The sequence below is a fragment of the Akkermansiaceae bacterium genome, from assembly GCA_019634595.1.
Taxonomy (GTDB): Bacteria; Verrucomicrobiota; Verrucomicrobiia; order Verrucomicrobiales; family Akkermansiaceae; genus Luteolibacter.
Window position 1 is genome coordinate 310,828 of sequence record JAHCBC010000002.1, and the last position, 24,109, is coordinate 334,936.

Here is a 24,109-nt window from a genome sequence, read left to right on the forward strand (position 1 = left end):
ATAGGGATGTCTGCCATATGACCGAGGATGCCAACCGCTTCCGCACCACGCGCTGGACCGTCCTCCGTGATGTTTCCTCCGCCGAGGAAGCTTCCGCCGCAAAGGCCCTCTCGGTGTTCTGCGGGATCTACCGTGCCCCATTGCTCGCCTTCACCAAGGCCACCATCCCCGATCCCCAGGACGCGGAGGACTACGTGCAGGGCTTCTTCGAGAAGCTGATGGAAAGGAACTTCCTCCGCACCGCGGACCCCGACCGGGGTCGCCTGCGGACGTTCCTCCTCACCTGCCTGAAACGCCACATCGCGGACGAACGCCGGAAAAAAGATGCCGCGAAGCGCGGCGGCGGCATCCGCGAAGTCCCCCTTGATGAAGCCGGCTCCATCCCCGCGGACACCCCGGGTCCGGATGAACTCTACCACCGCCAGTGGATCCACCTGTTGCTCGGACGCTCCGTCACCCGGCTGCGGGATGCCTGGGCGGCGGCGGGAAAAGCGGACCTCTTCGCCGCGCTCACGCCCTGGCTGGGTTTCGCCCCGGAAAGCGAGGAAGACCGCGCGGCCCTCGCCACCCGGCTCGGAATGACAAAGGGCTCGCTGAAAACCTGCCTCTACCGCCTGCGGAAGGAATACCGGGAGATCCTCATGGAAGAGATCTCGGAGACCCTCGAAGAAAAAACCCCGGACAGGGTGATGGAGGAAATGAAGCAACTCCTGGCCCTCGTCTGAGCCATCCGGAAAAATCGTCTGTGACCTCCGCGCCCGTTTTACGAATGCAATGACAAGGAGGGTGGGTGGTTGGCCTTTCACCGTGCCATCAACTCCAGCCAGCCATCGGCCCTCCCCACTTCCTTTCCCCATGAAATTTCCCTGCCCCCACTGCAACGCCACCCTGGAAGCCCTGGCCGAACATGAGGGGGCGAATGCCGACTGCGCCCTCTGCGGAGGGAAATTCGTCGTCCCCGCTCCGGAACAGCCCGCCACGAAAATCGCCGGGATCGATGCGGCGGAACTGCTCGCCCGCGGCCTCCAGACCATCGCCCCGCCGGACGCGGGCGGCTGGGAACCCCCGGAGCCGGAGGAGCTTTCCCGCCTGCTCCCGCAATACCAGATCGAATCCATCCTCGGCCGTGGCGGCATGGGTGCCGTCTATAAAGGCCGACAGGAACGCCTCGGCCGGAACGTCGCCATCAAGCTGTTGCCCGCGGAACTCGCGGAGGATGAAAACTTCGTCGCCCGGTTCGAGCGGGAGGCGCGCACGCTGGCAAAACTGGACCACCCCGGCATCATCCACGTCTATGACTTCGGCCAGACTTCCGAGGGCCATCTCTATTTCGTCATGGAGTTCATCGACGGCACGGACCTCCACCAGATGATCCACGGTCCCGGCCTCACCCCGCCGCAATCGCTCGAAATCATCGGCCAGGTCTGCGACGCCCTCCAGTTCGCCCACACCCAGGGGGTGGTCCACCGCGACATCAAGCCCGCCAACATCCTCGTCACCAAGGGCGGCAGGGTGAAGCTCGCGGACTTCGGCCTCGCCCGCCCCATGCAGGCCGGAGCCTCCGGCCAGCTCACCCTCACCCGCGTCGTGATGGGTACCCCGGACTACATGGCCCCGGAGCAGAAACGCGGGGAGGGCGACCACCGTGTCGATCTCTACGCCCTCGGCGTCATGCTTTACGAAATGCTCTGCGGTCGCACGCCTCAGGGCGCATGGCAGCCGCCCAGCACCCGCGCCCGGACCGATGCCCGGCTGGATCAGGTCGTCATCAAGGCCATGCAGGAAGAGCCGGAGCAACGCTACCAGCAGGCCAGCGAGGTGAAGACGGATGTGGATGGCATCCGCACCACGCTGGTTTCCCCCTCCCACGCCGGGAAAGCTCCGCCAACCCCGAAACAAGGCAGGAAACCGGCGGCGCTCCAGGCTCCCGGATCATCCATCAACCGTTCCCCCCTTCCGAAACGGACCCGCAACAACCGCCTCGCCGCGGGTGCCTCCGCCGCCGTCCTGCTGCTGGGCTTGGGAGGCTGGCTGGCCCTGCGGTCGCCGCAGACGCCGCAGACAGTCCCGGATGTGGCTTCCGGGAAAAACCCCGCCGCTCCTGGAGCCGGAACTCCTGCGACGAAAATCCGGTGGCAGGAAGTCTTCGAAGCCTCGAACCGTCATAGTGCCCATACCCCCGGCCCAGACGGGTGGGTCACGATGAAGGCTCCCCCGGCGGGTCCGAACAACAGCACCACCCGGAAGATCGACACGCCGCGCTTCGTCGTCCGGTGGACGGTGAAGTGGCAGGAGACTTCAAACACTTCCGCCCTGACCATGCGAGTGGGAGACCAGTACCGGGATGTCCATGTCACCACGGATCAGGTCTTCATCCCCTCCAACCTCCGGATTCCCCACGACCGCCCCTTGCAGGCGGGAGATGAGATCCACCTCTGTCTCGCCGTGCTCGACCGCATCGCCCATCTGTGGGTGAATGGAAAAAACGGGGGCACCCAACGACTCCCCGCGGACCCGGAATCCCTCGCGTTCCGGCTGACGCGTCCGGAACGCGAAAGCGATGAGGTGGTCCAACTCCGCGACATCGTGTGGGCGGATCTTTCCGGGATGACCGCGGAAGCCGCGCTCCAGCGCGTCGCCACGGAAACGCTCCCCACCCGATGAACCCCGACCCCCGGCACCTCATGGAGCCTCATCGCCGCCCTCAGAGGCGATGATCCCCGGGAAGCGGACCAGGCGCTGGCGCAGATCTGCGAAACCTACCGCTACCCCCTCTACTGCTACCTCCGTCTCCGCGGTCTGGACCACCCCGACGCGGAGGATGTGCTGCACGATTCCCTCGCCGGGTTTCTCAGGAAAGCCCTCTACGACAGCGAAAGCCCGTCATGGACCGACACCCCGGACCAGATCTACCAGCGCAAATACGCCACCGCCCTGCGTCCCGTCCTCGAAAACGGCGGCACCCTCCGCGGGCATGACCCTGCCGCCCTCGCCGCCTCCCTTTTCCATCACGGAGGACTCCCTCCGCACCGCCCTCCACCGCATGCTCGGCCAGTTCGCCAAACACCTCCGCCGGGAAGTCCCGCCGGACCGTCGAATCCGACGATCAGGTCAGCGATGAGATCCGCCAGCTCCACCGTCTGTTCGTCCCCTGAACATTCAAGGAGCGTGGGCGTCCCGCCCACTTGGCCGGGGATATGGGCGGGATGCCCGCGCCTTTTTTTCCGTTCCGGAAATTTTTTTCAGAAATTCCGTAACCAACTCCGGCGGAATGACTATCCGTAGAAGTGAGCCACCTTTTTCCTGATACCCGACCTCCGGCAATGCGGGGGAGGGACCGCACCACCTGCCCGTGGAGCCGCATTGCCGGAAATCCGGAGCTTCTTCATTCCGAGCAGTCATCGGAGTGCCCGCCGCCTGCCTTCTTTCATCCTGCTCCGTTATGGAAATCGCCGGCATGAAAACCGTCATCGAGCAGGCAGGCGGGGACGTTCCCAGCCGTATCCGCTTTCAGGGTTACGAGTTCCGCACCGGCTGCGCCTACCGCGCCCAGTTGGGCAGCATCGGTGTCGTCCGCCGGGCGGGGAAGAACGTGTTCGAGCTGAACGAATCCAAGAATGACAAAATCCGCGACTACCTGAAGCGCACCAAAAACAGCCGCATCATCACCTCCATCATCCAGGTGAAAGGCCACACCCTGGCCCGGAAATCCACCACCATCATCGATCTCGTCCAATCCGGGGAGGATGGCGAGGCAGCCGCGCTCGCGGTCAAGGAAAGCTCCCCCTCCGGCAACGCCTCCCGCACGCCGGGGCTGAACATCCACGACGGCGGTATCTACGCCTACGAGTATTCCCGCGTCATCAGGGAAAAGGACACGGGTAAAATCGCCGACATCCTCGCGGATCGTCCCTCCACCTTCTTCGGCTGGTGGGATTCCACGGACCACAACCTCCTCAACGTCACCTCCAACCCGCACAAAACCGGAACCACCGCCCCCTGGGAAATCCATTCCTCCGCCTTCCGCCGCCGGAGGAAGTGAAGCCCGGCGATGTCTTTTTTCCGATCTCTCCCATCCAATCATTCTCCATGAAACCGAAACACCTCCTGTTCCTCGCCTCCATCGTTTTCTCCACTTCTGCTCTGCCCGCGGCGGAACTCACCGCTTCCGACAGTGCAGCGGGTGATTCCTTTTACTCCATGAGCCTTTCCGGTAGCGCCGTCATAGTAGGGGTTCCTCATGATGACGATGACGGATACGATTTCGGCTCGGCCTACGTGTTCCGGAATCTGGATGTGGCCACCGGCAGCATCACCGAAAACGTCAAACTCACCGCTTCCGATGGTGCGGAATTCGACTACTTTGGTATCTCCGCGAGCCTTTCAGGAACCAGTGCCATCGTCGGGGCGCGCTACGATGACGACAAGGGAAACGATTCCGGCTCGGCGTATGTGTTCCGAAATCTGGACACGGCTACCGGCAGTATCACCGAGAGCGTCAAGCTCACCGCTTCCGATGGCAAGGCGAATGGTCAATTCGGTGAGTCCGTAAGCCTCTTCGGCAGCACAGCTATTGTCGGTGCATACTATCCTTCCAATATAGGTTCGGCATATGTGTTTCGGAATCTGGACATGGCTACCGGCAGCATCACCGAGAATCTCAAGCTCACCGCTTCCGATGGCGCGGGGGGTGATTACTTCGGCAATTCCGTGAGCCTCTCCGACTCCATCGGCCTCGTCGGAGCTCGCTTGGATAGGGACAACGGGGTAAACTCCGGCTCAGCGTATGTGTTCCGGAATCTGGACACGGCTACCGGCAGCATCACCGAGAGCGTCAAGCTCACCGCTTCCGATGGTAAGGCGAATGATCAATTCGGTAGCTCTGTGAGTTTGTCTGGTTCCATCGGCCTCGTCGGAGCTTGGCGGGGAGGTAACTCCAATTCCGGTGCGGCGTATGTATTTCGGAATCTGGAAATCGCCACCGGCACCATCACTGAGAACGTCAAACTCACTGCCTCCGATGGCGTGATAGAGGATAACTTCGGCAATTCCGTGAGCCTTTCCGGCACTACCGCTATCGTCGGGGCTTATGGGGATGATGACGATGGAATGAACTCCGGTTCGGCGTATGTGTTCCGGAATCTGGACACTGCTGTCGGAAGTATTATAGAAAACGTGAAAATTACAGCCTCCGATGGTGCGGCGCACCGTAACTTTGGCCGCTCCGTGAGCCTTGATGGGGATCTTTTTGTAGTCGCTACGGGTTCCCCCTCCGCTAGCAAAGCCTACACCGGAAGCGTGAGCAGCATGACCACGCTGGATGCGGGCAACGCCAGCCGCACCATCGATGGCATCAGCTTCGTTTCGCAAGACGACTGGATCATCGGCCGGACGACGGACAACAACACCGTGACCCTCACCGCAGGTGACACCGCAGATGTCACCTCCGCCGGAAGAGCCGTTCATATCGGCAAGGAAGCCGGGAGTGATGACAACGCGCTGGTCATCGCGGGAACCTTCCACGCCACCGAGGTATACATCGGTGCCCATACCGGCAACACGGGGAATGTTCTCGAACTGCAGGCCACTTCGGTCATCGATGCGGATGTGATCCGTCTGGCGGCGGGGAATTTCCTGCGGCTCGAAGGCGACCATACCTTGGGTCTTCTCGGCTATCTGGACGACACCGACCTTCAGGTATGGGACAGCGGGGCGTGGCAGACGGTGGATGGGTCGAATCAGGATAGCCTCATTGCTGTCACTTACGATTCCGGCTTCACCACCGTCGGAGTGATCCCCGAGCCCTCCGCGCTCCTGCTCACCCTGCTGGGCGGTGTCTCCGCCCTCCGCCGCCGGAGGAAGTGACCCGCATCTCTCCTCTCCGGCCTTCCGCCATCCCGACAAACATCCCGAACCCACCATGCAAATGAACCACCCTGAAAAACTCCGCCACCCGGCATTCCCCCGTTCCATCATGAAAACCATCTTCTCCCTGCTCTGCGTGCTTTCGTTCCTCCCGCCGCTCCATGCCGCCACATGGACGGTGGACAACAACACCTCCCGCCCCGCCAATTTCAGGACCATCCAGGCGGCGATCAATGCCGCGGCGGTGGGGGATACCGTGCTGATCGCCGCATCTTCCACCACTTATTCCGGATTCACTCTCACGAAAAGGTTGAACTTGATCGGCCCCGGGGATACGATGGCGGGTGGTGGAAGGGCCACAGTGGAGAGAACAATAGCCATCACTTCGGTCACGGATGTATTGAGCCCCGACTATGGAAGAAATGCAGGCGGAACCCGGATCGAGGGCTTGGTGATAACGGAAGGGGATTCGGCATATAACAGCCTCACCATTTCGTCGGCGTGTAGCCATGTGGTGATCAAAAGATGCTCATTGGGATACTTCTCATCTAACGGAAGCCACACAATGATCTTGAGCTGCTGGTTTTCGAAATATCTTACGATCAATGGCGCGAATTCTTCGATCATTGGATCACATTTTCGAGGTACTAATACTTATAAAGAGGGCTTTTTGGTCGAAAATTGCATAATAAGAGACGGTTATATTAACAGCTCGTTTCCCCCGATTCTCCGTAACACCATCCTTATCAATCAGAATGAAACGGGTTCCTATTCAGGGGCGACATACGATCATTGCATGTCCCTCGGACCCAAGACGCTCCCCGCGGGCAACGGAAATATCAACCTGATCTACTCACAGGCAGCGAATGTATTCACCAACTTTGTCCCAAGCGATTACTCCAGTTGGAGCAACCTGCAGCTCAAGGAAGGAAGCCAGGCAAGGGGAGCCGGGAGGAATGGGGTGGATATGGGAATCTACGCCGGAAGCTCGCCGTATGTTCCGGGATACGTGCCGGCTCTGCCGCGGGTGAACGCACTCGTGCTTCCTTCGGTGGTCCCGGATTCTTCCGGCCTGACCTTCGAGATCTCGGCGGAAGCGCGTGATTGAAACCCCGGACTCCATGGACATGAAAAGACTGCTCCTTTCCCTCATCGCCTTGTTTCCCGGCACGCCGGCCTTCGCCCTCACCCTCCAGTCGGGCGAATGGTTCCTCAATGGCGATCCCGGCCGTGGAAGCGGGACCTCTTTCAGCCTCCCTTCCTCGGTGACCGCTTCCAGGAGCGTGGCCATCCCGGCTTCCGCCCTGAACGGGCTGGGGGAAGGCGTCCACCTCCTCGGTGTCCGCTTGCGGGACAGCGAGGGGAGGTGGGGTCATGCGGTGTGGAGAACCTTCTACAAGAAAGGCACGCCGGAAGCCCCGCCGCCTGTCGTTTCCCTCGCCTACCAAATCAGCCGCGGCGGAGCCACGGTGGCCGACGGCACGGTTGCCGCGACGACGCCCGGCGGGCAGGTGACTATCCCCGTCAGCCACGGCAACGACGGTCTGCAACTCGATGCCCAGCACCTTGTCCAGGTGTTCCCCGTCGATGCCCTGGGCCGCCGGGGTCACGCCGTGACCGTTCCATTCACCTTCAAGCGTTACGTGCAGGTCTGGCAGGAGGAACACTTCACCACCGCGGAGCGCAACAACCCGGCGGTCTCCGGCGATGATGCGGATCCGGACAAGGACGGCCTCACGAATGCGCAGGAGCGTTTCTTCGCCCTCGATCCACGGAACGCGGGGGACTCCGGCCTTGCCGCTGTCTGGATCGGGCAACAGGCGGACGCCAGCGGGACGAACCGCCCCGCCCGTGCCCCGGCTGGCGGCGCTCCATGGTCCCTGAGCTTCCGTGTGCCCGCCGGCGGGACGGTCGGGGAGGATGGCATCTACCGCACCAGCGATCTCCACTACACCCTGCGCCACAATACGGACCTGGGATCATGGGATGCCATCCCGTCCTCCTGGCTCGCCGGATGGAGTCTCCATGACCTGGGGGATGGGGCGGCGAGGCTCCGGATGGAGGTGATGCCGGATGCGTCCGGCAAACGCTTCTTCAGCCTGGAAGGGGCGAGGTGACATTCATGCAAGGGTGGACAAGGCCAGCAGTGGGGACATGGTTTCCTGAACTGTCGCCGAAGCTTTCACTCATGGTGGTTTCGGGAAGGCACGACCTCCACCGTTGGCTTGTCCGCCCTTGCATGGGATCGGGCGGCGGATCTGTCGTGGGATGCCTTTGCTGTGGGTTCCCGTTGCAGCCGGTGGACGGGGACGTCCGCCCTCCTTGCGGGAGTAGGGAGGAAGGACACTCTTGTCCTTCGGCGGCATTGGCGAATGAAGAGGGAGAAGTGTTCAATTTTCAGGAAAGAAAAGAAAGCTGACCGCGGATTTGAAGGGATTCGTTTCTTCTTCCTCCATCCTTGGCGATCTTCGCACCTTGGAGGTGGATCTTTCCTGATTCGCCAATGCCGTTGGTGGACAGGAATGGCAGCCAAGCGGACATAGCGGCTCTGCCGCAATGTCCACCCTCCTCACGGGATCTGGAATTGCACCCCGCGCGCCATTGGGGCAGATTCCCCCCCGCATGTCCGGCAACGAGAACAGGGAAACGGAATGGGATGTCATCATCATCGGTGGCGGCCCGGCGGGATCGACGGCAGCCACCACGCTCGCCCAGGCGGGGCGCCGGGTGCTGGTGCTGGAAAAGTCGAAGTTCCCGCGCTTCCACATCGGTGAGTCCCTCCTGCCCTACAACCGTCGCATTTTCAATGAACTGGGCGTTTGGGACAAGATCGAGGGCGCGGGTTTCACGACCAAGCGGGCGGCCCAGTTCATCCTGGGGGACGACACGCGCGGCAACCGCCTGGATTTCTCGAAAGGCTCCTTCACCGAGTATCCGCAGGCAGTGCAGGTGGAGCGGTCGAAGTTCGACAAGATCCTCCTCGACCACTCCCGGGAAGCCGGGGCGGATGTGACGGAGGAGTGCATGGTCACGGACTACCGCATCGAGAAAGACCGGGTGGTGGTGAAGTACCGCTCGCTCGACCTGTCCGACCACGAGATCACCGCCCGCTACCTCATCGACGCCAGCGGCCTCAACAATTTCACCGCCAACAAGGAGAAGCTCCGGCGCTACTACCCCACCCACAAGAAGCTGGCGATCTTCGGCCACTTTTCCAACGTGGACATGCCGAAGGGCGAGCATGAAGGGGACATCCTCATCATCCGCCGCGAACGCTCCTGGGTGTGGATGATCCCGCTGGAGGAGAACAAGACGAGCGTGGGTCTGGTCATCGACGCCGCGGACTTCAAGGCGCTCGGCAAGAAGCCGCCGGAAGTCTTCGCGGACGCCATGGCGGACACCCCCGCCGTGGCGAAGCGCTTCGCGGACGCGCAGTCCCTGGACCAGTTCCACGTCATCAACGATTTCTCTTACAAGAACGACGTGCTGGCCTCACCGCGCCTGCTCCGCGTCGGCGATGCCTCCGGCTTCATCGACCCCATGTTTTCCAGCGGGGTGATGCTGGCGATGACCTCCGGCCAACAGGGCGCACAGGCCATCGACGCCGCGCTGAAGAAGGACGACCCGCTGTCCGCGGAAATGAAGTTCTACGAAAAGGACAACCGCCGCCGCATCGCCATCTACTGGGAGTTCATCGAGAACTTCTACCGGCTGCACTTCGCGCAGATCTTCTTCCAGCCCTACAACCGCTGGGGCATGGTCTGCTCCATCAATGCGGTGCTGGCGGGGCGCACCACCTTGTCGTGGGCCGTCCGGTGGCGTCTGCGGGCCTTCTTCTTGCTCGCCTGGCTCAACAAATACATCCCGGTGTCGAAGCGCATCGACGTCCGGTGAGGCCGCCGCTCACTTCGGGGCGTTCCTCTTCCTGAGCAACGCCTCGCGGAACGCAGCCATGGAGGCATCCACCCGCTCCTTCGCATCGCCGGTGAAGTTCATCGCCTGCACGCGCTTTTCGAGGATGGACAGGTCCACCTCATTGAGGCGGACACCTTGGGACTTTTCCAGTTGCTCCGCGGATTGTCCGAAGGTTTTCACCAGGTAATCGGCCTGTTCCCCATCCGTCCTGAGGAGCTTCGCCCGGTTGACCGTGCCGTTGGGATCCCCCCACAGAAGGGAGTTGCCATTGCGGCTCAGATCCTCCGCCGTGATCTGGAACCCCGGTGGTAGCGATTCACGGAACTTTTCCAACAAATCAGGATTTCCGGCCAACTGGTTGATCAGATTTCCCGCCAGATGCTGGACATGCGCCTTTTCCTTCCCCTCTTCGATGCCCTCGAACGACTTTCTCAGCATCGCGCCGAACTCCTCCGTCTTCCCCGCCGTAGCCAGGTGGGCCATTGAGCTGGCTTCCAATCTGGTTCTCATCGGCCCCGGCTCCAGCTTCCGGAGATACACGTCCGCCGCTTCCGGATCCTTGCGCATCAGCTCGGCAAAGGCATTCGAATGGACCCAACTGGAATCGCCGCCGAAGTTGCGCTGCCCGAGTTGCTCGACGAAAACCGCCAGCTCCTCCTTCGGAAGCTCACGCAAGGCATTGGAAATCATCGAGGTTTGTTGCTGCGAGGGAAGCTGGTCGATGAAATCAAGGAAAGCCCTGCTTCCTTGCCGGGCCTTGGCCATCGCCACGGGGTACACGCCGTTGAACCCTATCTCCGGATCCCCGGTGGCCATCCGCTCCTTGAACAGATCTTCCGCAGCAGAAGGATCCGTCAAGGCCAGGACACCGATGACGGAGGAGGCCCAGCGCGACCTCTCACGGGACCCATCAACCCACGCCAGCGCCGCCTTCCAATCTTTCCTCGCCCACGCGGAGAGGACCGCAGCGGAGTTCCGGTTGCCGTCGGTTCCGTCCAGCATGGTGGCGGTCAGCTCCGCCAGTATGTCCGCTGGCAGCCTGCTGAGGAGGAGCTGCCGCTGGTAGGTGCGTCTCGCATCCGCCACAGGATCCCTGTCCCGCGGCTGGTTCCTGTCTTCCTCGAGAAAGCGGCGGACGTCCTCCAGTGCAAGCTGTTCCACCGTCCTGCCACGGAGTATACCCGCAAGGACATCGTCGCTTCCGACAGCCTCGCGGCGCTGCGGCAGCCCACGCTCCCTGGCCTTGAAACGAGGGGCATTTTCCCGTTCCTCAGCCGCAGCTTTCCCGCATCGGCGGAACCCGGAGCCATCGACCGCCCGATGCCAATGCCGAGCGCGATGCCCAGAACCGCGGTTCCAGCCAACATCCAGATGGGTTTCATGGATCGGCCTTTTCGCACAACGTGCGGCTGAATGCACGGAATATCCGCCGTCCGCCCCAGCCGATCTCATTCCAGGGGTGCAACCCCATCTCCGGAAAAAGTGGCAGGGACCGCATTCCATGCGGTCAGGCTGGAGAGATGCCTGACAGTCCGGGAACTTTTCCCTTGGGAAATCGCTCACCGGTTCTCCAGGAGGAAACACCACCGCATACTGATCATCGCAATGCATTTGCCGCCTTCCCCCGCCTGACCGCATGGAATGCGGTCCCTGCCGACGCCATACGCCAAGCCAACTGGCAGCGCCGTGGTGACATTCGGGGCGAAAAACAATGGAACCGGGTGGCGGGGAAACCCACCATCCGGTCCACATTCCGGCGTCAGCAGATCGGGCTGATCCGCCTTTACCTTTTCCTGATCACTTCGCCGCAGGCGCCCAGCGCACCGCATCCGCGATGACATGGCCGTTCGTGCCCTTGTTCGAAATGGTGAGGCCGGATGATTTGCCCGCCTTGAAGCTGCCGCTGTACACCTTCACCCAGCCGCCGTTGGAACGCTGGTCCACGGTGATGGCCTTCTTGCCGTCGGCACCGGAGATTTCCACCGGCACATTGGTGGCGCGGTTCGGGTTCTTCTTCCAGGTGAGATAGACGTCATAGTTCCCGTCCTTCGGCAGGTCCGGGGTGTAGGTGATGGTCTTGGTGCCCTTGCCGTCGTTGTTGTCGTGCAGGTAGCCGCCCGCCAGCGCTTCGGTCCACTCGCCGGTCTTGGCCGCCGCCTCGTCATCGACCTCGATGCCCGCAGGGGCGAGAGCCTTTTCCTCATCCGTGAGCGGAGGGGCATCCCATACGAGGATCTGCTTGTCGGCCAGCAGGCGCTCCCTGAGCTTCGCGTACTCCACCTTCTGCACGGAGATGCCACCGTCAATGGCCATCGAGGCAGCGGTGCCGATGGATTGGCCGAGGATCATGAACACCGGCTCCATCCGGATGGAACCGTAGGCCATGTGGGAGGAGGAAAGGCAGACGCCGACCAGCAGGTTCGCGCACTCGCTCTCCTTCGGCACGACGCTGCGGTAGCTGATGGAATACGGGCGCGGCACGCGCACCTGCACGTCGCCCTCGTTGCGCACCGCGCCGTCGATGACCACGCGCTGGCAGTTGTGGGAGTCCATGGTGTAGGCGGCCAGACCGACGGAGTCCTCCGGGATTTTCCGCGAGGTGCACTCATGCTCGGTCATCACGTATTCGGAAACCATCCGCCGTCCTTCCCGGACGTAGAGCTCGTGGGGCCAGCCGCCGGTTTCCGGGAACTCTCCCTTGAGAAGCCCGAAGGAGGAAACCTTCGTCCGGATCTCCTGCGGGATCTCCGGATCATTCGCGGCGAACCAGGCCAGGCCCTGCTGGTAGTTCACGTGGTCCTGGAACATCTTCTCCCGCTCCTCGTAGCCGCCCTCCGGCCAGCCGTAGTTCGCGCCGATGTGGTCGGTGGAGAAGCCGCCGGTGTTGTTGCAGTCGCCGTTGTGGAGCTGGAAGGGGACGGGAGGCTTCGGCGAGGCTTTCACGTAGCGCTCATATACGGCATAGCGGCCGCGGTCGTAGCCCTCCGGTTTCGGGAACGGGATGCGCTCTGGGGAGTTGGAGAGGTTGAAGCGGAAATTGTAGGCCTGCATCTTCTTGTCACCTTCGCCCGTCTTTCCGGGATCCTCTGCGGAGATGGTAGGCAGCAGGCCGCTGGACGGATCCCCCGGCTTCACATACGGATCCACCTTCACGTTGAAGTTGTGTGATTTGCGGAACTGGACGCCATTGATGGTTTCTCCGTAGGTGGCGTTGCTCTCACGACCTACATGGAATGAAACGCCGGCTTTCGCGAACAGGTCGCCCTCATAGGTCGCGTCCACGAACATCTTCGCCTTCACGCTGTTCCCGTTCTCGAAGGAAACGGAGGTGATGCGGTTGCCTTCCTTCTCCACGTCCTTCAGGCGGTGTTCATAATAAACGGTGACGCCCGCTTCCTTGAGGAAATGCAGGAAAGCGGTCTCCGCCAGCGACGGCCTGAAGCCGGAGGTTTTCCCGATGTGCGCATAGACCTCATTCGCGAAACCGCCGATAGCCTTGCGGTTGCCGATGTCCGTCGCCGTCAGCCCCCCGGAAGTCATCCCGCCAACATGACGGCGGAAGACGACGAGCACCGCTTTCTTTCCCATCCGCGCGGCCTGCACCGCAGCGGAGACGCCAGCGGGCGTGCCGCCATAGACGCAGACATCCGCCTCGATGACCTGCGCGGGGTTCGCGGCGGGGACCGGGTAGTAGTACTTCAGGCCGGGATTCGGCGTGGTGGGCTGGGCGGAAGCGACCAGCGACGACAGGAGGAAAAGCGGAATGACGGGTTTCATGAGGAAAGGCGGCTACGGGGGGAAGGGGAAGTTTCTTTCTTATTCGTGGCGGGGGATGGCGGGGTAATCGTTCGTGTACTTGAGGCGGTAGGGATTGATGGGATTCTGGTTTCATCGACCCAAAAACCCTCCGTGAAATGAAATCCCCGCTCGCACTGATCCTTCCGCCCGCTCTTGCCATGTCCTCACAGGCCGCCTTGGTCGCGGACAATTTCGACGCCCTCACCAACGCCGGTCTCAGCGGCAAGTTCCATACCGGGACGGGTTTCGTGAGCGGAGCGAAGTGGACCGGCTCCAGCCTCCCCGGTGTCGTGGACGGCACCCTCAGTTCGACACTCTACAACATCAGCCAGCCGGGAAACAAATTCATCCGGGGCACCAACTCCACGGACATGCGGCAGGCCTTCGGTATGCTCGCGGCTCCCATGAGCGGCGAGATCTGGTTCTCGTTCCTGGCCCAAACGAGCCAGACCACCATCGAATCCCAGATCCGGTGGTCTTCCACGGGACTTTCGCTGAATTCCCCGACGGCGACTCCGTTCAGTGATCGTGGGGATTTCTACGTCCAGATGTCCGGCGGCCGTTTGGAATACAAGTTCGGCACCAACCACACCGCAGGCTCCGTTCAGGTGTATGGCGGCACGGAGCTGGCGGGTGTCACCACGCTGGTCGTGGGACGCCTCCTGCTCGGCGGAACCGGCACCGGTGACTCGGTGGATCTGTGGGTGAATCCGGACCTGATCGCGAATCCGGATATCTCCAGCCTGTCCACCGCCTACTCCGCCACCGGTATCAACGGACTCGCAAGCATCAACCAGGTCGGCATCGTCGTCCACCGGACGAGCAGCAACCTGGCGCTGGAATCGGCGGCGTTCGACGCTCTGCGCATGAGCAACAACCCCGACGGCTTCTCCGAAGTCACGGGCGTGCCGGAGCCATCAGCGTGGATGCTTGCCGCCGGGATGATGCCTCTCTTCATGGCGGTCCGGTGTCGCAAGGAATGGAAATCGTGAGATGCCTGTCAGCCGGGTGGCACCCGGTTAGATTGACTTCGCCGCGGGAATCGCTTTTCTCACGCCGATATGCACGGATCCCGCCTGCTGCTGACGCTCTGCGCCGCATTTTTCGCGAACACCGCGTTCGCGGATGATGCGAAGACCATGGACGCGTTCCTGGAGCAGCACTGCGTGAAATGCCACGGTCCGGACAAACAGAAGGGAAAGCTGCGGCTGGACGACCTGAAAAAGCCACCCCACGAGCTGGAACAGTGGAAGGAAGTGCTGGAGGCCATCGAATACGGCGACATGCCGCCGAAAGACGAGAAACGTCCGGAGGCCGCGGAGGTCGCCGCCTTCAAAGGGATCATCTCCGGCGGGCTGACGTCCGCGGGGAAGGGCGGCTCGATCGCCGTGCGGCGGATGAACCGCTACGAGTACGAAAGCACGGTGCACGACCTGCTGGGGATCGACACGCCACTCGCGGAACTGCTCCCGGAGGACTCGCGGGTCCAGGGCTTCGACAACGTGGCGGAGGGTCTCAGCCTTTCCTCCGTGCTGATCGAGAAATACCTGGAGGCCGCCAACGCCGCCTTTGACGGGACCATCCGCCGCATCGCCCCGCTGCCGGTGGAAACGCGCAAGGCGATGGCCATGGAGGACAAGTCGAACATCGGCGCGGCCGCCAAGAAGAACGACGGCGTGTTCGAAAAGGACGGTGCCTTCATCGACTTCTCACCGGGCTGGCCGCCGACCCGTTTCGACGCCGCCCGGCCCATCGAGGGCGGCCTTTACCGCTGCAAGGTCACCGTCTGGCCGCATGAGCCGGGCGCGCGCACGCTCACCGTGGGCATCTTCACCGGCCAGTTGTTCGGCACCGGGAAGCTGAATTTCGAAGGGGTTTATGATGTGACGGGCGACCCGAAGAACCCGCGCGTCATCGAGTTCACCACCCGCCTCAACGAAGGCGACGCCATCCATGTGCTGCCATGGATCTTTCCCGGCCACATCACCTGGAAGGACAAAAACGTGCCGCGCCCGGGGATCGGCATGGTTTCCGCGGAGACCCACGGCCCGCTCGACCAGGACTTCCCGTCGCAGGCGCAGAAGAAACTTTTCGGCGAAAGCCCGACGCTCTCGATGGTGGCGGACACCCCCATCTACATGCGCCACCGCAAGGGGGCGAAGCTCTCCCACGTGCAGTCCTCCGCGCCGGAGGCGGATGTGGAGCGCATCATCCGCGCCTTCGTTCCACGTGCGTTCCGCCGTCCGGTGGAGAAGCCGCTGGCGGACCGCTTCGTGAACCTCGCGCTCGACCGGCTGAAGGAAGGCCGCAGCTTCGAGGAAGCCGTGCGGGCCGGTGTCTGCGCCGTGCTCTGCTCACCCCATTTCCTCATGGTGAACCGGGACTCCGTGGTGGACGACCACACGATCGCCTCGCGGCTTTCCTATTTCCTCTGGTCCTCCATGCCGGATGACGAGCTGCTGAAGCTGGCCGCCGCGGGCAAGCTGAAGGACCCCGCAGTCCGGCGCGCGCAGGCCTTGCGGATGCTGGCGGATCCACGGCGCGAGCGGTTCGTGGAGAACTTCACCGGCCAATGGCTGGACCTCCGCCAGATGGACGCCACCAGTCCCGACAAAAAGATGTACCCGGAATACGACGAGCTGCTGGGCCGCTCGATGGTGCGGGAGACCAAGGGCTTCTTCACCGAGATCCTCGACCGGAATCTGCCGGTGAAGAACTTCGCCGATTCCGGCTTCGTGGTGGTGAACGAACGGCTGGCCGGACACTACGGCATCCCCGGCGTGAAGGGGCATGAGAAGATGCAGGTGGTGGAACTGCCGGCGGACAGCCTCCGTGGTGGTGTGCTGACGCAGGGTGCGGTCATGAAAGTCACCGCCAACGGCACGCACAGCTCACCCGTCCTCCGCGGCGTATGGGTGCTGGACCGCCTGATGGGCCAGCCGGTGCCGCCACCGCCACCCGGCGTGCCAGCGGTGGAGCCGGACGTCCGCGGGGCGGTCTCCCTGCGCGACCTGCTCACGAAGCATGTGGAAGACCCCTCCTGCGCCCGCTGCCATGATCGCATCGACCCCGTGGGCTTCGCCCTGGAGGAGTTCGATCCCATCGGCAAGCACCGCGAAAAATACCGCGCTGTGCCGAAGCAGGGCGGGGGATATGTGCCCGGCCTGCCGGTCGATTCCTCCGGCGAAACACCGGACAAGCATGCTTTCCAGAACTTCCAGGGTTTCCGCGACTGGCTGGCTGGAGATGAAACGGTCATCGCCCGTGCCCTCGCCCGGAAGCTCATGATCTACGGCTGCGGCCGCAAGGTGGAGGTTACGGACCAACCCGCCGTGGAAGCCGTCGTCACCGCCAGCGCGAAAGGCGGCTACGGACTGCGCACGATGATCCAGGAAGTGGCCGCCAGCGACTTCTTTGTGAGACCTTGAGCGCAGTTTCCCACCGGATCACACGAAGCGCACGGCGTGCTTCTTGGAAAGCTTCAGCACATCCCCGGCGGCCGGGGCCACGGCGGCGGAAGGCTCGGTGAGCTTCTCCCCGTTGAGCTGGACGGAGCCGGAGGTGATGAACTGCTTCCGCAGCTCGCCGTTGGACTTCTCCAGGCCGAAGGCGGTCCTGAACGCATGGGCGGTGAGCGTGAGCACGTTCAGCTCACCCGGCAGATCCGCGAGGGAAAGCTCCGGGAGTTCCGCGGCGGCGAGATCTTTTTTCGAGAAGCGGGTGTCCCAATCCGCGCGCGCGGTTTGCCCGACCTCCTCGCCATGGTAGCGGGCGGTGAGTTTCTCCGCGAGAGCCTTCTTCGCCTCCATCGGGTGGATGGCAGCATCCAGTGCCACGCCCAGCAGGAGCTGGTAGTAGCGGACCATGAGCTCGTCGGACACGCTCATCAGCTTGCCGAACATTTCGGCGGGCGGCTCGTCCACACCGACGTAGTTGCCGTAGGACTTCGACATCTTCTTCACGCCATCCAGTCCCTCGAGCAGCGGCATGGTGATGACGGTCTGCTGCGGCATCCCTTCCTCCTTCTGCAGGTCGCGGCCGACGAGGAGGTTGAAAAGCTGGTCGGTGCCACCGAGTTCGACATCGGCGCGGACTTCGACGGAATCCCAGCCCTGGACGATGGGGTACTGGATCTCGTGCAGGCGGACTTCCTGCCCCTTGTCGATGCGGTTCTTGAAGTCCTCGCGTTGGAGCATCTGCTGCATCGTCACGCGGCCGTTCAGACGGAGAACGTCTTCGAACGTCATCTTGCGGAACCAGTCACCGTTGTAGACGACCTCGGTCTTTTCCTGGTCGAGCAGCTTGAAGATCTGGTCGGTGTAGGTGCGGGCATTGACGAGCACCGCCTCACGGGTGAGGGGAGGGCGGGTCGCGGAGCGCCCGGACGGGTCCCCGATGGTGGCGGTGAAGTCCCCGATGATGATGACGATCTGGTGGCCGAGTTCCTGGAACTGGCGCATTTTCTCGAAAACGACGGTATGCCCGAGGTGGATGTCCGGTGTGGTCGGGTCCAGTCCCAGCTTCACGCGCAGCGGGCGGCCGAGCCTGAGCTTTTCCAGCAGTTCCTTTTCCGAAAGGACCTTGGCGGTGCCGGCGGTGAGAATGGCGAGTTGTTCTTCTGGCGTCACGGGGCGGGGATTTAGAGCGTGGATCGCGCCGCGGGCAAGGCGGAAGGGAAGGGGAACTTGACCGGCCGCCATGGATGGGTTAATGGGGTAGCGGACCCAAAACCCTGTTTATGAAATTCGGCAACCGCATTCTGGGGGCCTGTCTGGCCGCTACCTTCACCCTGATCGGCACGGAGTCATCCGTAGCCGCCACGCTCTTTCTCGACGCGACGGAGAAATACGACGCGACGATGGCCACGCCCGTGAACCTCACAGCCAACGGAACCCAGGACTGGGCCTACTGGGCTTCCAGTTCCGGAACGGTGGTGTCCGCACCGCTCGCACCGACCAACCGGAAGAGCGGCGCGACCCTCATCAGCGGACTTACCAATGTCAACGGCACCGGTCTGCGGGGATCGACCACGGCGGACGCCCATGGCCGCTACAGTTGGACCGGCGGGACATCGCCTGCAACCGGAACAAACGTGAACCTCACGGGAGGTCTGGTGTTCAACGACCTGCTGAACTCGAACGGTTCGGGCTTTTCCTTCACCGTGAAGGGTGACCCGACGCAGGACTACTACGTGGTCCTCTATGCCGGTGGATTCGCGGCTACAGGGGCACTTTCGCTCTCCCTGAATGGCTTGGATGACGTGACCAGCAGCACGCTGACCTTTTCGAACGTCGGACCGAAACAGGTGGCGGCCTACCAGATCGTCTTCCGCCCGGACAGCGCGGACGACCTGCTGACCGTCCGGTTCACCGCATCCGGCGTCAACAACTCGGCCAGCCATGTGGGGATCGAGGCGGTGACCGTGGGTCTGCTTCCGGTCATCCCGGAGCCATCATCCGCATTGCTTGGCGGTGTGGCCTCGCTGTTGCTGTTCCGCCGCCGGAGGGTGTCCTGACGGCAACGAATGATTGGTGAAACACAACCGTGCGTTCGCGGAGCGACGGTCGCCCCGCCATAGTAGGGGGATGAAAAAGCAACGTCTTACCCGGTCTTTCTGGCTTTCCTGGATCATTGGCGGCGGAGCGGCCCTGCTCTCCCTGCAGGCCGCCTCCGCCCACCAGTTCTGGCTGGAGAAGTCCGAGGACGGGAAATTCATCGCCCGCTTCGGTGAGGCGGGATCCAATGGCGAGAAGCCCGGCTACGAGAAATCCCCGGGCGTGCTGGACAAGATGCAGGGCATCTCCGTGTGGTCCATGTATCCGGCGAAGTCGGGGATCGAGCCGGAACTCTACAAGGCGAAGCCGCAGGAGGATGGCTTCCTGATCGAGGAGGCATCCGCGAAGCTGCCGCTCCTGGCGCAGACCGCATTTCCCGTCCGGAAGCGCGCGGCGACGGCGGACCGTCCGGCGTCCGCCAGCTTCACCACCGCCTTCGCCCGCTGGCAGCCTGCGGGCGCGGTGGGGGAACCCACCACCACGCTCGACCTGATCCCGGCGGCGGAAGGCGGGAAAGCCACGGTCTATTACAAGGGCAAGCCGGTGGCCGGAGCGAGCGTCACGCTTTTCTCACCCACAGCGGAGCCGGTGTCGATGGAGTCCGGCGCGGATGGTACCGTCACCTACAAAACCGGAGGCAAAGGCGACTTCATCCTGTGGGCACACCACAGCGAGCCCGCGACGGGAACCTACCTGGGCACGGAATACACCGCCCTCAGCTACATGATCTGCCTCTGCTGGCGCGCGGAGTGACGGGACTGGACCGGCCGGGGCACTCCCCCGGCCATCCGGATCACTCGACGACGACCGTGCTGCCGAGCTTCATCTTGGAATAGACGAGCGGCATGATCTTGCTCGGCCCGCGGATGCAGGCGTGGGAGGCGGGATAGCGCTTCACCGGACCGATGTGGTGGCCCACGCCGTCCCAGGTCAGGCGCATCCAGTAGCGCATCGGCGCACCGACGAACTTGCCCCCTTCGGGGATCGGGTCGTTGATGGCATCGGCATCGCCGTTCACGGTGTTGCCTTCCGCATCCAGGATGCGGCCGTAGCGGTTGGAGCTCTTGTCCACGACCTTCTCGAGGATCTTGTAGGTGCCGGGAGGCGTCGGGCGGCTCTTGATGCCGGAGCAGATGGGGTAGTCCATGACGACCTCAGCCCCATTCTTCAGCATGCCGCGCTGGGTCTTCAGATCGATGAAGATGTTCGAGTTGGAATCGTTCGTCTTCGAGAGCAGTTCCTCGTTTCTCCAGACATCATAGGTCTTCGGATAGTCCTTCCGCGCCTTGAAGTGGTCGTAGGTCCCCTCCGGATACGGGTTCTGGTATTCGTCGCTCTTTTTGTCGAGGGTCACGGGATCGACCTTCGTCGCACAGCTTGCCAGGAACAGGGCACCGAGTGCCGCGGAAAATTGGAGGATCAGACGTGCTTTGCTCATGGGGACGTGGAAGACGCGGGGGTTCCTACCCCGGCAGCCGTGAAAATGCAACGATTCGATTCTAACGGAAGAACGCGTCGTAAAAGGCGGTCGCAGTCAGGCGGCTTCCCACGCGGGTGGGATGGCTGCCGTCCGGCTGGAAAAGCCCCTCGCCCCTGCCTGCGGAAATCTCACGTTCCCAGTAGTCTCCGGCGGGCACAACCAGCAGGCCGCCCGCATTCCGCGAAGCGGCCAGGTAGCCGTCGCGGACCTTCGGATTCATCGTGGCGAAGGAATCCCGCCGCCCCCAGGTCTGGTAAAGCACGGGAATGGCCCCGGCGGCACGCGCCTCCGCCGCCAACGCCCGCACGGCGGGGAACATCTCCCGGTCCCGTAACAGGCTGAATTTCGCGGGATTGAGGCTGAATTCCTGCAACACCACGATGTCCCATTTCCCGCTGCGGATCTTCCGCAGGGTCGGTCCGTGCCGGGCGTGGCGGGCCAGCGTCCAGCCGCTGTGGGTGGAGTGGCCGGTGCGGATGGTCCTGCCATTCTCCGCGGCCACCTCGCGCAGGGCGGCGGGCACCCCGAACGAGTAGCTGTTGCCGATGAAAAGGATGGAAGGTTCAGCTTTTCCGCGCAGGCGGTCACGCACCTCGCGGCGGGCGTCCGTCATGGGGCGCGGCTGGTGGACCAAGGGGGCGCAGGCACCGAGAAGAAGGAAAAGGGAGAGCAGGAATTTCATGCGCGGGGGTGGGCGGTATCGTAGGCTTCCTTCAGCCGCTCCTTTGTGACGTGGGTGTAGATCTGGGTGGTGGAGAGCGAGGAATGCCCCAGCAGGGACTGGACGCTGCGCAGGTCCGCACCCGCGTCGAGCAGGTGCGTGGCAAAGGAATGCCGCAGCTTGTGGGGGGAGATCCGGAACGGAATGGAGCTGAGTTTCAGATACTTCTTCAGCAGGAGATCGATCGCCTGCTGGGTGATGCGCTTGCGGTGGCTGCTCAGGAACAGGGGTCCGGAGACAACCGCCGCCTCCGTCCGGTAGCGCTGAATGGCCGCGAGCGCAGGTCCGCCGATGGGCACAATCCGCTCCTTCGATCCTTTGCCCGTGACACGGACCGTCTCCCCGAGAAAGTCGATGTCGCTGACATCCAGCGAGATCAGCTCGGAAATCCGCAGGCCACTGGAGTAGAACAGCTCCAGGATCGCCGCATCCCGCATCGGCATCCAGGAGTAAGCCGCCTTTCCGGGCGGAACCCGCAGCGGCAGGGTGAGCAGTTCATCGATCTGGGAAACGCTTAGCACCACCGGCAGAGACTTCTCCGGCTTCGGCAGTTGTACCTCCGCCACCGGACTGCGTCCCAGCCCGCGCCGGAGCACCAGGTATTTGTAGAACGAGCGCAGCGCGGCGAACCGCAGGCGGATGGTGGACCGCTTGAAGTCCTGCTTCATCAGATGGAACAGGTAGTCCCGGAAATCATCCGCGGAGGCATCCCGCCAACCGCCGAACTTCCCGCCCCGCCACGTGCGGTAGGCGGCCAGCGCCTCACGGTAGTTCGCAAGCGTGCGGGGCGAGGCACTTTTCTCCGTCCCTTGGAAGGACAGGAAATCCGTTTCGTCCGCTTCGCTCATCAAGGCCTGAGATTAGTGAGGAATACTTAATTTCCAAGTCATTTGAAATGATCCCACCCACCCTTGAGAGGCATCCCTCCCCCTTCGGCGGTCATTTCCCCGATGACGGTGAGCGGAAGATCCGGAAACTCCACGGACCATCGGGCAAGGAGATCCGCAACCTGCCCGGCAGGAAGGGTGAACAACAGCTCGAAGTCCTCGCCGTCGCCGATGGCCTGGTCCGGAGTGCAGTCAGGCGAAACGGGCAGCGAGGATTCGTCGATCCGGAAACCGCAGCCGGACGCGGAGGCCAGCCGGGGCAGGTCCTGGCCCAGCCCGTCGGAAAGATCCATCATGGCGGATGGCTTGAAATGGCGGACCAGCCACGCCGCTTCACCGATGCGCGGGGTGAAATCCAGATGCTTCCCGGTGATCGAGCCGCCGAGGCGGCCGGTGACGATCACCGCATCCCCGGCGCATGCGGTTGACCGGAGGACGAGGTGCGATCTCGACACCTTTCCCGTCGCGGCGATGGAGATGACGGCGGCGGATCCGTCCGGGACCGACGATGTTTCACCGCCAGCCAGCAAGCCGCCGAATTTCCCGAGACAGTCGCCCATCCCGCGATAGACCTCCTCGATCCACTCCACGGCGGTGGATTTCGGCAATGCCAGCGTGACCAGGAAATGCTCCGGCACCCCGCCCATCGCGGCGAAGTCGGAAATGACCCGCGCCACCGCCTTCCAGCCCACCGCACGGGGCGGGGCGTCCGGCAGGAAATGCACGCGCTCCACCAGCGCGTCCGTCTTGAGGAGCTGGAGGGTGTCCGACTCCGGACCGGGATCGATGACCGAGCAGTCGTCCCCAGGGCCTGAGGCATCCGGCGCGTGCGGCACCAGCGCCACCAGCCGTGCGATGAGCGCATCCTCTCCGATGTCCCGGAGCTGCTTCACTTGGCCGCCTGGTCCAGAAGTTGCGGAAACTGGCGGACGAGGAACTGCATGCCCACCGTCGCGCCGTTGAAGCAGAAATGGACGGCCACCGGCGCCCAGATGGAGCCGGTTTTCTCGTAAAGCACGGCCAGCACCACGCCGAAGATGAACAGGGGCAGCAGGGCGGCGAGGCTGCCGTGGGCCGCAGCGAACACCAGCCCCGTGCAGATGGCCGCCATCCACGGACCGGCGAACTTCTTCGCCGCCGGGTAGAGGTAGCCACGGAACACGATCTCCTCGCTGATGGGGGCCACCAGCACGGCGGCCACCGCCATCAGGATCAGAACCAGCGGGTCGGTCGCCGTCTGCAGGAGCTTCACGCTGTCCTGCACGGCTTCCACGCCCAGCGACTCCATCCATTTCATGTAGCCCAGCGCGTGGAGACCACCGAACACCAGCCACATGGTCACCACGGTGGCGGGCGCGATGAGGAACACCCACGGCCAGTGCTTCCACCGCAAGCCCAGCCAGGAGACCGGACCGATGCGGAAAAGGATGACCGCCAGCGTGATCATCGTGAGGGTGGCGTGGAAAACGATCGAGCCGAGCAGCACTCCGGGAGTGAAGGAAACCTTGTCCGCATCCACCGCCGTGTTGGACACGCTCATGGCCGCGAAGATCACGAAAATGCCGGCCATCCACAGGAAATCCAGCTTCCGGTAGGGCCAGGTCGGAACGCCCCGGGTATCAGGAACGGGAACAGGGGCCGCCCGGGGAGCCACATACGGCCCGCCATACATGGGAGGGACCGGCGGCGGCAGTGAGGAGGGTGGAGCCTGCGGCAAGCCGCCATGTCCACCTTCCTGCGGAGCCTCCGTTTCCGAAAGGACAGGCTCCTTTTCCCTCCTCGCCCAGCGGACAAGCGCCGCCACCACGAACAAACCGAGCGCGACGGAAAAGGTGGCGATGAGAACGGGAGCGGTCGGATCGGACATGCGGTGGGAACTTTGTGGAAT

At 63.0% G+C, this 24,109-nt stretch carries 20 protein-coding genes; 11 read left to right on the forward strand and 9 right to left on the reverse strand.

Features of this window, described 5'->3' with window-relative positions:
* Positions 1–17 precede the first annotated feature (17 nt).
* Positions 18–725, forward strand: coding sequence for a sigma-70 family RNA polymerase sigma factor (locus KF712_07110; GenBank protein MBX3740741.1), 708 nt, complete (start codon positions 18–20; stop codon positions 723–725).
* Between the two features lie 130 nt (positions 726–855).
* The gene (locus KF712_07115; protein ID MBX3740742.1) at positions 856–2,664 is read left to right on the forward strand and encodes a serine/threonine protein kinase; all 1,809 of its coding nucleotides are present in this window, start codon (positions 856–858) and stop codon (positions 2,662–2,664) included.
* 219 nt (positions 2,665–2,883) lie between these two features.
* Here KF712_07115 and KF712_07120 read toward each other — a convergent pair whose 3' ends face one another.
* Positions 2,884–3,045 (reverse strand): hypothetical protein, encoded by a 162-nt coding sequence (locus KF712_07120; GenBank protein ID MBX3740743.1) that lies wholly within the window; start codon positions 3,043–3,045, stop codon positions 2,884–2,886.
* A gap of 412 nt (positions 3,046–3,457) precedes the next feature.
* On the opposite strand from KF712_07120, the gene KF712_07125 reads away from it, so the two are divergent.
* The 5 genes from KF712_07125 to KF712_07145 all read left to right on the forward strand — a co-directional run bounded on the left by KF712_07125 (position 3,458) and on the right by KF712_07145 (position 9,759).
* The gene (locus tag KF712_07125) at positions 3,458–4,042 is read left to right on the forward strand and encodes a hypothetical protein (GenBank protein MBX3740744.1); all 585 of its coding nucleotides are present in this window, start codon (positions 3,458–3,460) and stop codon (positions 4,040–4,042) included.
* Between the two features lie 47 nt (positions 4,043–4,089).
* Positions 4,090–5,865 carry a PEP-CTERM sorting domain-containing protein gene (locus tag KF712_07130; GenBank protein MBX3740745.1) on the forward strand — a complete coding sequence of 592 codons (1,776 nt, stop codon included), beginning with the start codon at positions 4,090–4,092 and terminating at the stop codon, positions 5,863–5,865.
* Between the two features lie 61 nt (positions 5,866–5,926).
* Positions 5,927–6,973 carry a hypothetical protein gene (locus KF712_07135; protein ID MBX3740746.1) on the forward strand — a complete coding sequence of 349 codons (1,047 nt, stop codon included), beginning with the start codon at positions 5,927–5,929 and terminating at the stop codon, positions 6,971–6,973.
* A 19-nt stretch (positions 6,974–6,992) separates the two neighbouring features.
* Positions 6,993–7,982 (forward strand): hypothetical protein, encoded by a 990-nt coding sequence (locus tag KF712_07140; GenBank protein MBX3740747.1) that lies wholly within the window; start codon positions 6,993–6,995, stop codon positions 7,980–7,982.
* A gap of 505 nt (positions 7,983–8,487) precedes the next feature.
* Complete coding sequence (locus KF712_07145; GenBank protein MBX3740748.1) at positions 8,488–9,759, forward strand: tryptophan 7-halogenase; 1,272 nt, start codon at positions 8,488–8,490, stop codon at positions 9,757–9,759.
* A 9-nt stretch (positions 9,760–9,768) separates the two neighbouring features.
* Here the strand turns inward: KF712_07145 and KF712_07150 are convergent, their stop codons facing one another.
* Both KF712_07150 and KF712_07155 read right to left on the reverse strand, forming a co-directional pair.
* A complete protein-coding gene (locus tag KF712_07150; protein MBX3740749.1) occupies positions 9,769–10,941 on the reverse strand; it encodes a hypothetical protein in 1,173 nt (390 codons plus the stop codon).
* Positions 10,942–11,577: 636 nt separating this feature from the next.
* The gene (locus KF712_07155) at positions 11,578–13,557 is read right to left on the reverse strand and encodes an FAD-dependent oxidoreductase (protein MBX3740750.1); all 1,980 of its coding nucleotides are present in this window, start codon (positions 13,555–13,557) and stop codon (positions 11,578–11,580) included.
* Positions 13,558–13,694: 137 nt separating this feature from the next.
* Here KF712_07155 and KF712_07160 point away from each other — a divergent pair, with 137 nt between their 5' ends.
* Positions 13,695–14,570, forward strand: a complete 876-nt coding sequence (locus tag KF712_07160; protein ID MBX3740751.1) for a hypothetical protein — start codon at positions 13,695–13,697, stop codon at positions 14,568–14,570.
* 69 nt (positions 14,571–14,639) lie between these two features.
* Complete coding sequence (locus KF712_07165) at positions 14,640–17,006, forward strand: DUF1592 domain-containing protein (GenBank protein MBX3740752.1); 2,367 nt, start codon at positions 14,640–14,642, stop codon at positions 17,004–17,006.
* 18 nt (positions 17,007–17,024) lie between these two features.
* Here the strand turns inward: KF712_07165 and KF712_07170 are convergent, their stop codons facing one another.
* Positions 17,025–18,206, reverse strand: a complete 1,182-nt coding sequence (locus tag KF712_07170; protein MBX3740753.1) for a tyrosine--tRNA ligase — start codon at positions 18,204–18,206, stop codon at positions 17,025–17,027.
* Between the two features lie 110 nt (positions 18,207–18,316).
* Here KF712_07170 and KF712_07175 point away from each other — a divergent pair, with 110 nt between their 5' ends.
* Together KF712_07175 and KF712_07180 are read left to right on the forward strand one after the other, a co-directional pair.
* Complete coding sequence (locus KF712_07175) at positions 18,317–19,093, forward strand: hypothetical protein (protein ID MBX3740754.1); 777 nt, start codon at positions 18,317–18,319, stop codon at positions 19,091–19,093.
* A 70-nt stretch (positions 19,094–19,163) separates the two neighbouring features.
* On the forward strand, positions 19,164–19,886 hold the full coding sequence (locus KF712_07180; GenBank protein MBX3740755.1) for a hypothetical protein: 723 nt from the start codon (positions 19,164–19,166) through the stop codon (positions 19,884–19,886).
* 40 nt (positions 19,887–19,926) lie between these two features.
* Here the strand turns inward: KF712_07180 and KF712_07185 are convergent, their stop codons facing one another.
* From KF712_07185 to KF712_07205, 5 genes are all read right to left on the reverse strand, one after another.
* Positions 19,927–20,571, reverse strand: coding sequence for a L,D-transpeptidase family protein (locus KF712_07185; GenBank protein MBX3740756.1), 645 nt, complete (start codon positions 20,569–20,571; stop codon positions 19,927–19,929).
* A 61-nt stretch (positions 20,572–20,632) separates the two neighbouring features.
* Positions 20,633–21,295, reverse strand: coding sequence for an SGNH/GDSL hydrolase family protein (locus KF712_07190; protein ID MBX3740757.1), 663 nt, complete (start codon positions 21,293–21,295; stop codon positions 20,633–20,635).
* Positions 21,292–22,182 (reverse strand): tyrosine recombinase XerC, encoded by an 891-nt coding sequence (locus KF712_07195; GenBank protein ID MBX3740758.1) that lies wholly within the window; start codon positions 22,180–22,182, stop codon positions 21,292–21,294. Before KF712_07195 ends, KF712_07190 begins: the two co-directional genes overlap by 4 nt.
* Positions 22,183–22,220: 38 nt before the next feature.
* Positions 22,221–23,114, reverse strand: coding sequence for a thiamine-monophosphate kinase (locus KF712_07200; GenBank protein MBX3740759.1), 894 nt, complete (start codon positions 23,112–23,114; stop codon positions 22,221–22,223).
* On the reverse strand, positions 23,111–24,088 hold the full coding sequence (locus KF712_07205; protein MBX3740760.1) for a CPBP family intramembrane metalloprotease: 978 nt from the start codon (positions 24,086–24,088) through the stop codon (positions 23,111–23,113). The genes KF712_07200 and KF712_07205 overlap by 4 nt, the downstream gene beginning before the upstream one ends.
* Positions 24,089–24,109: the final 21 nt, after the last annotated feature.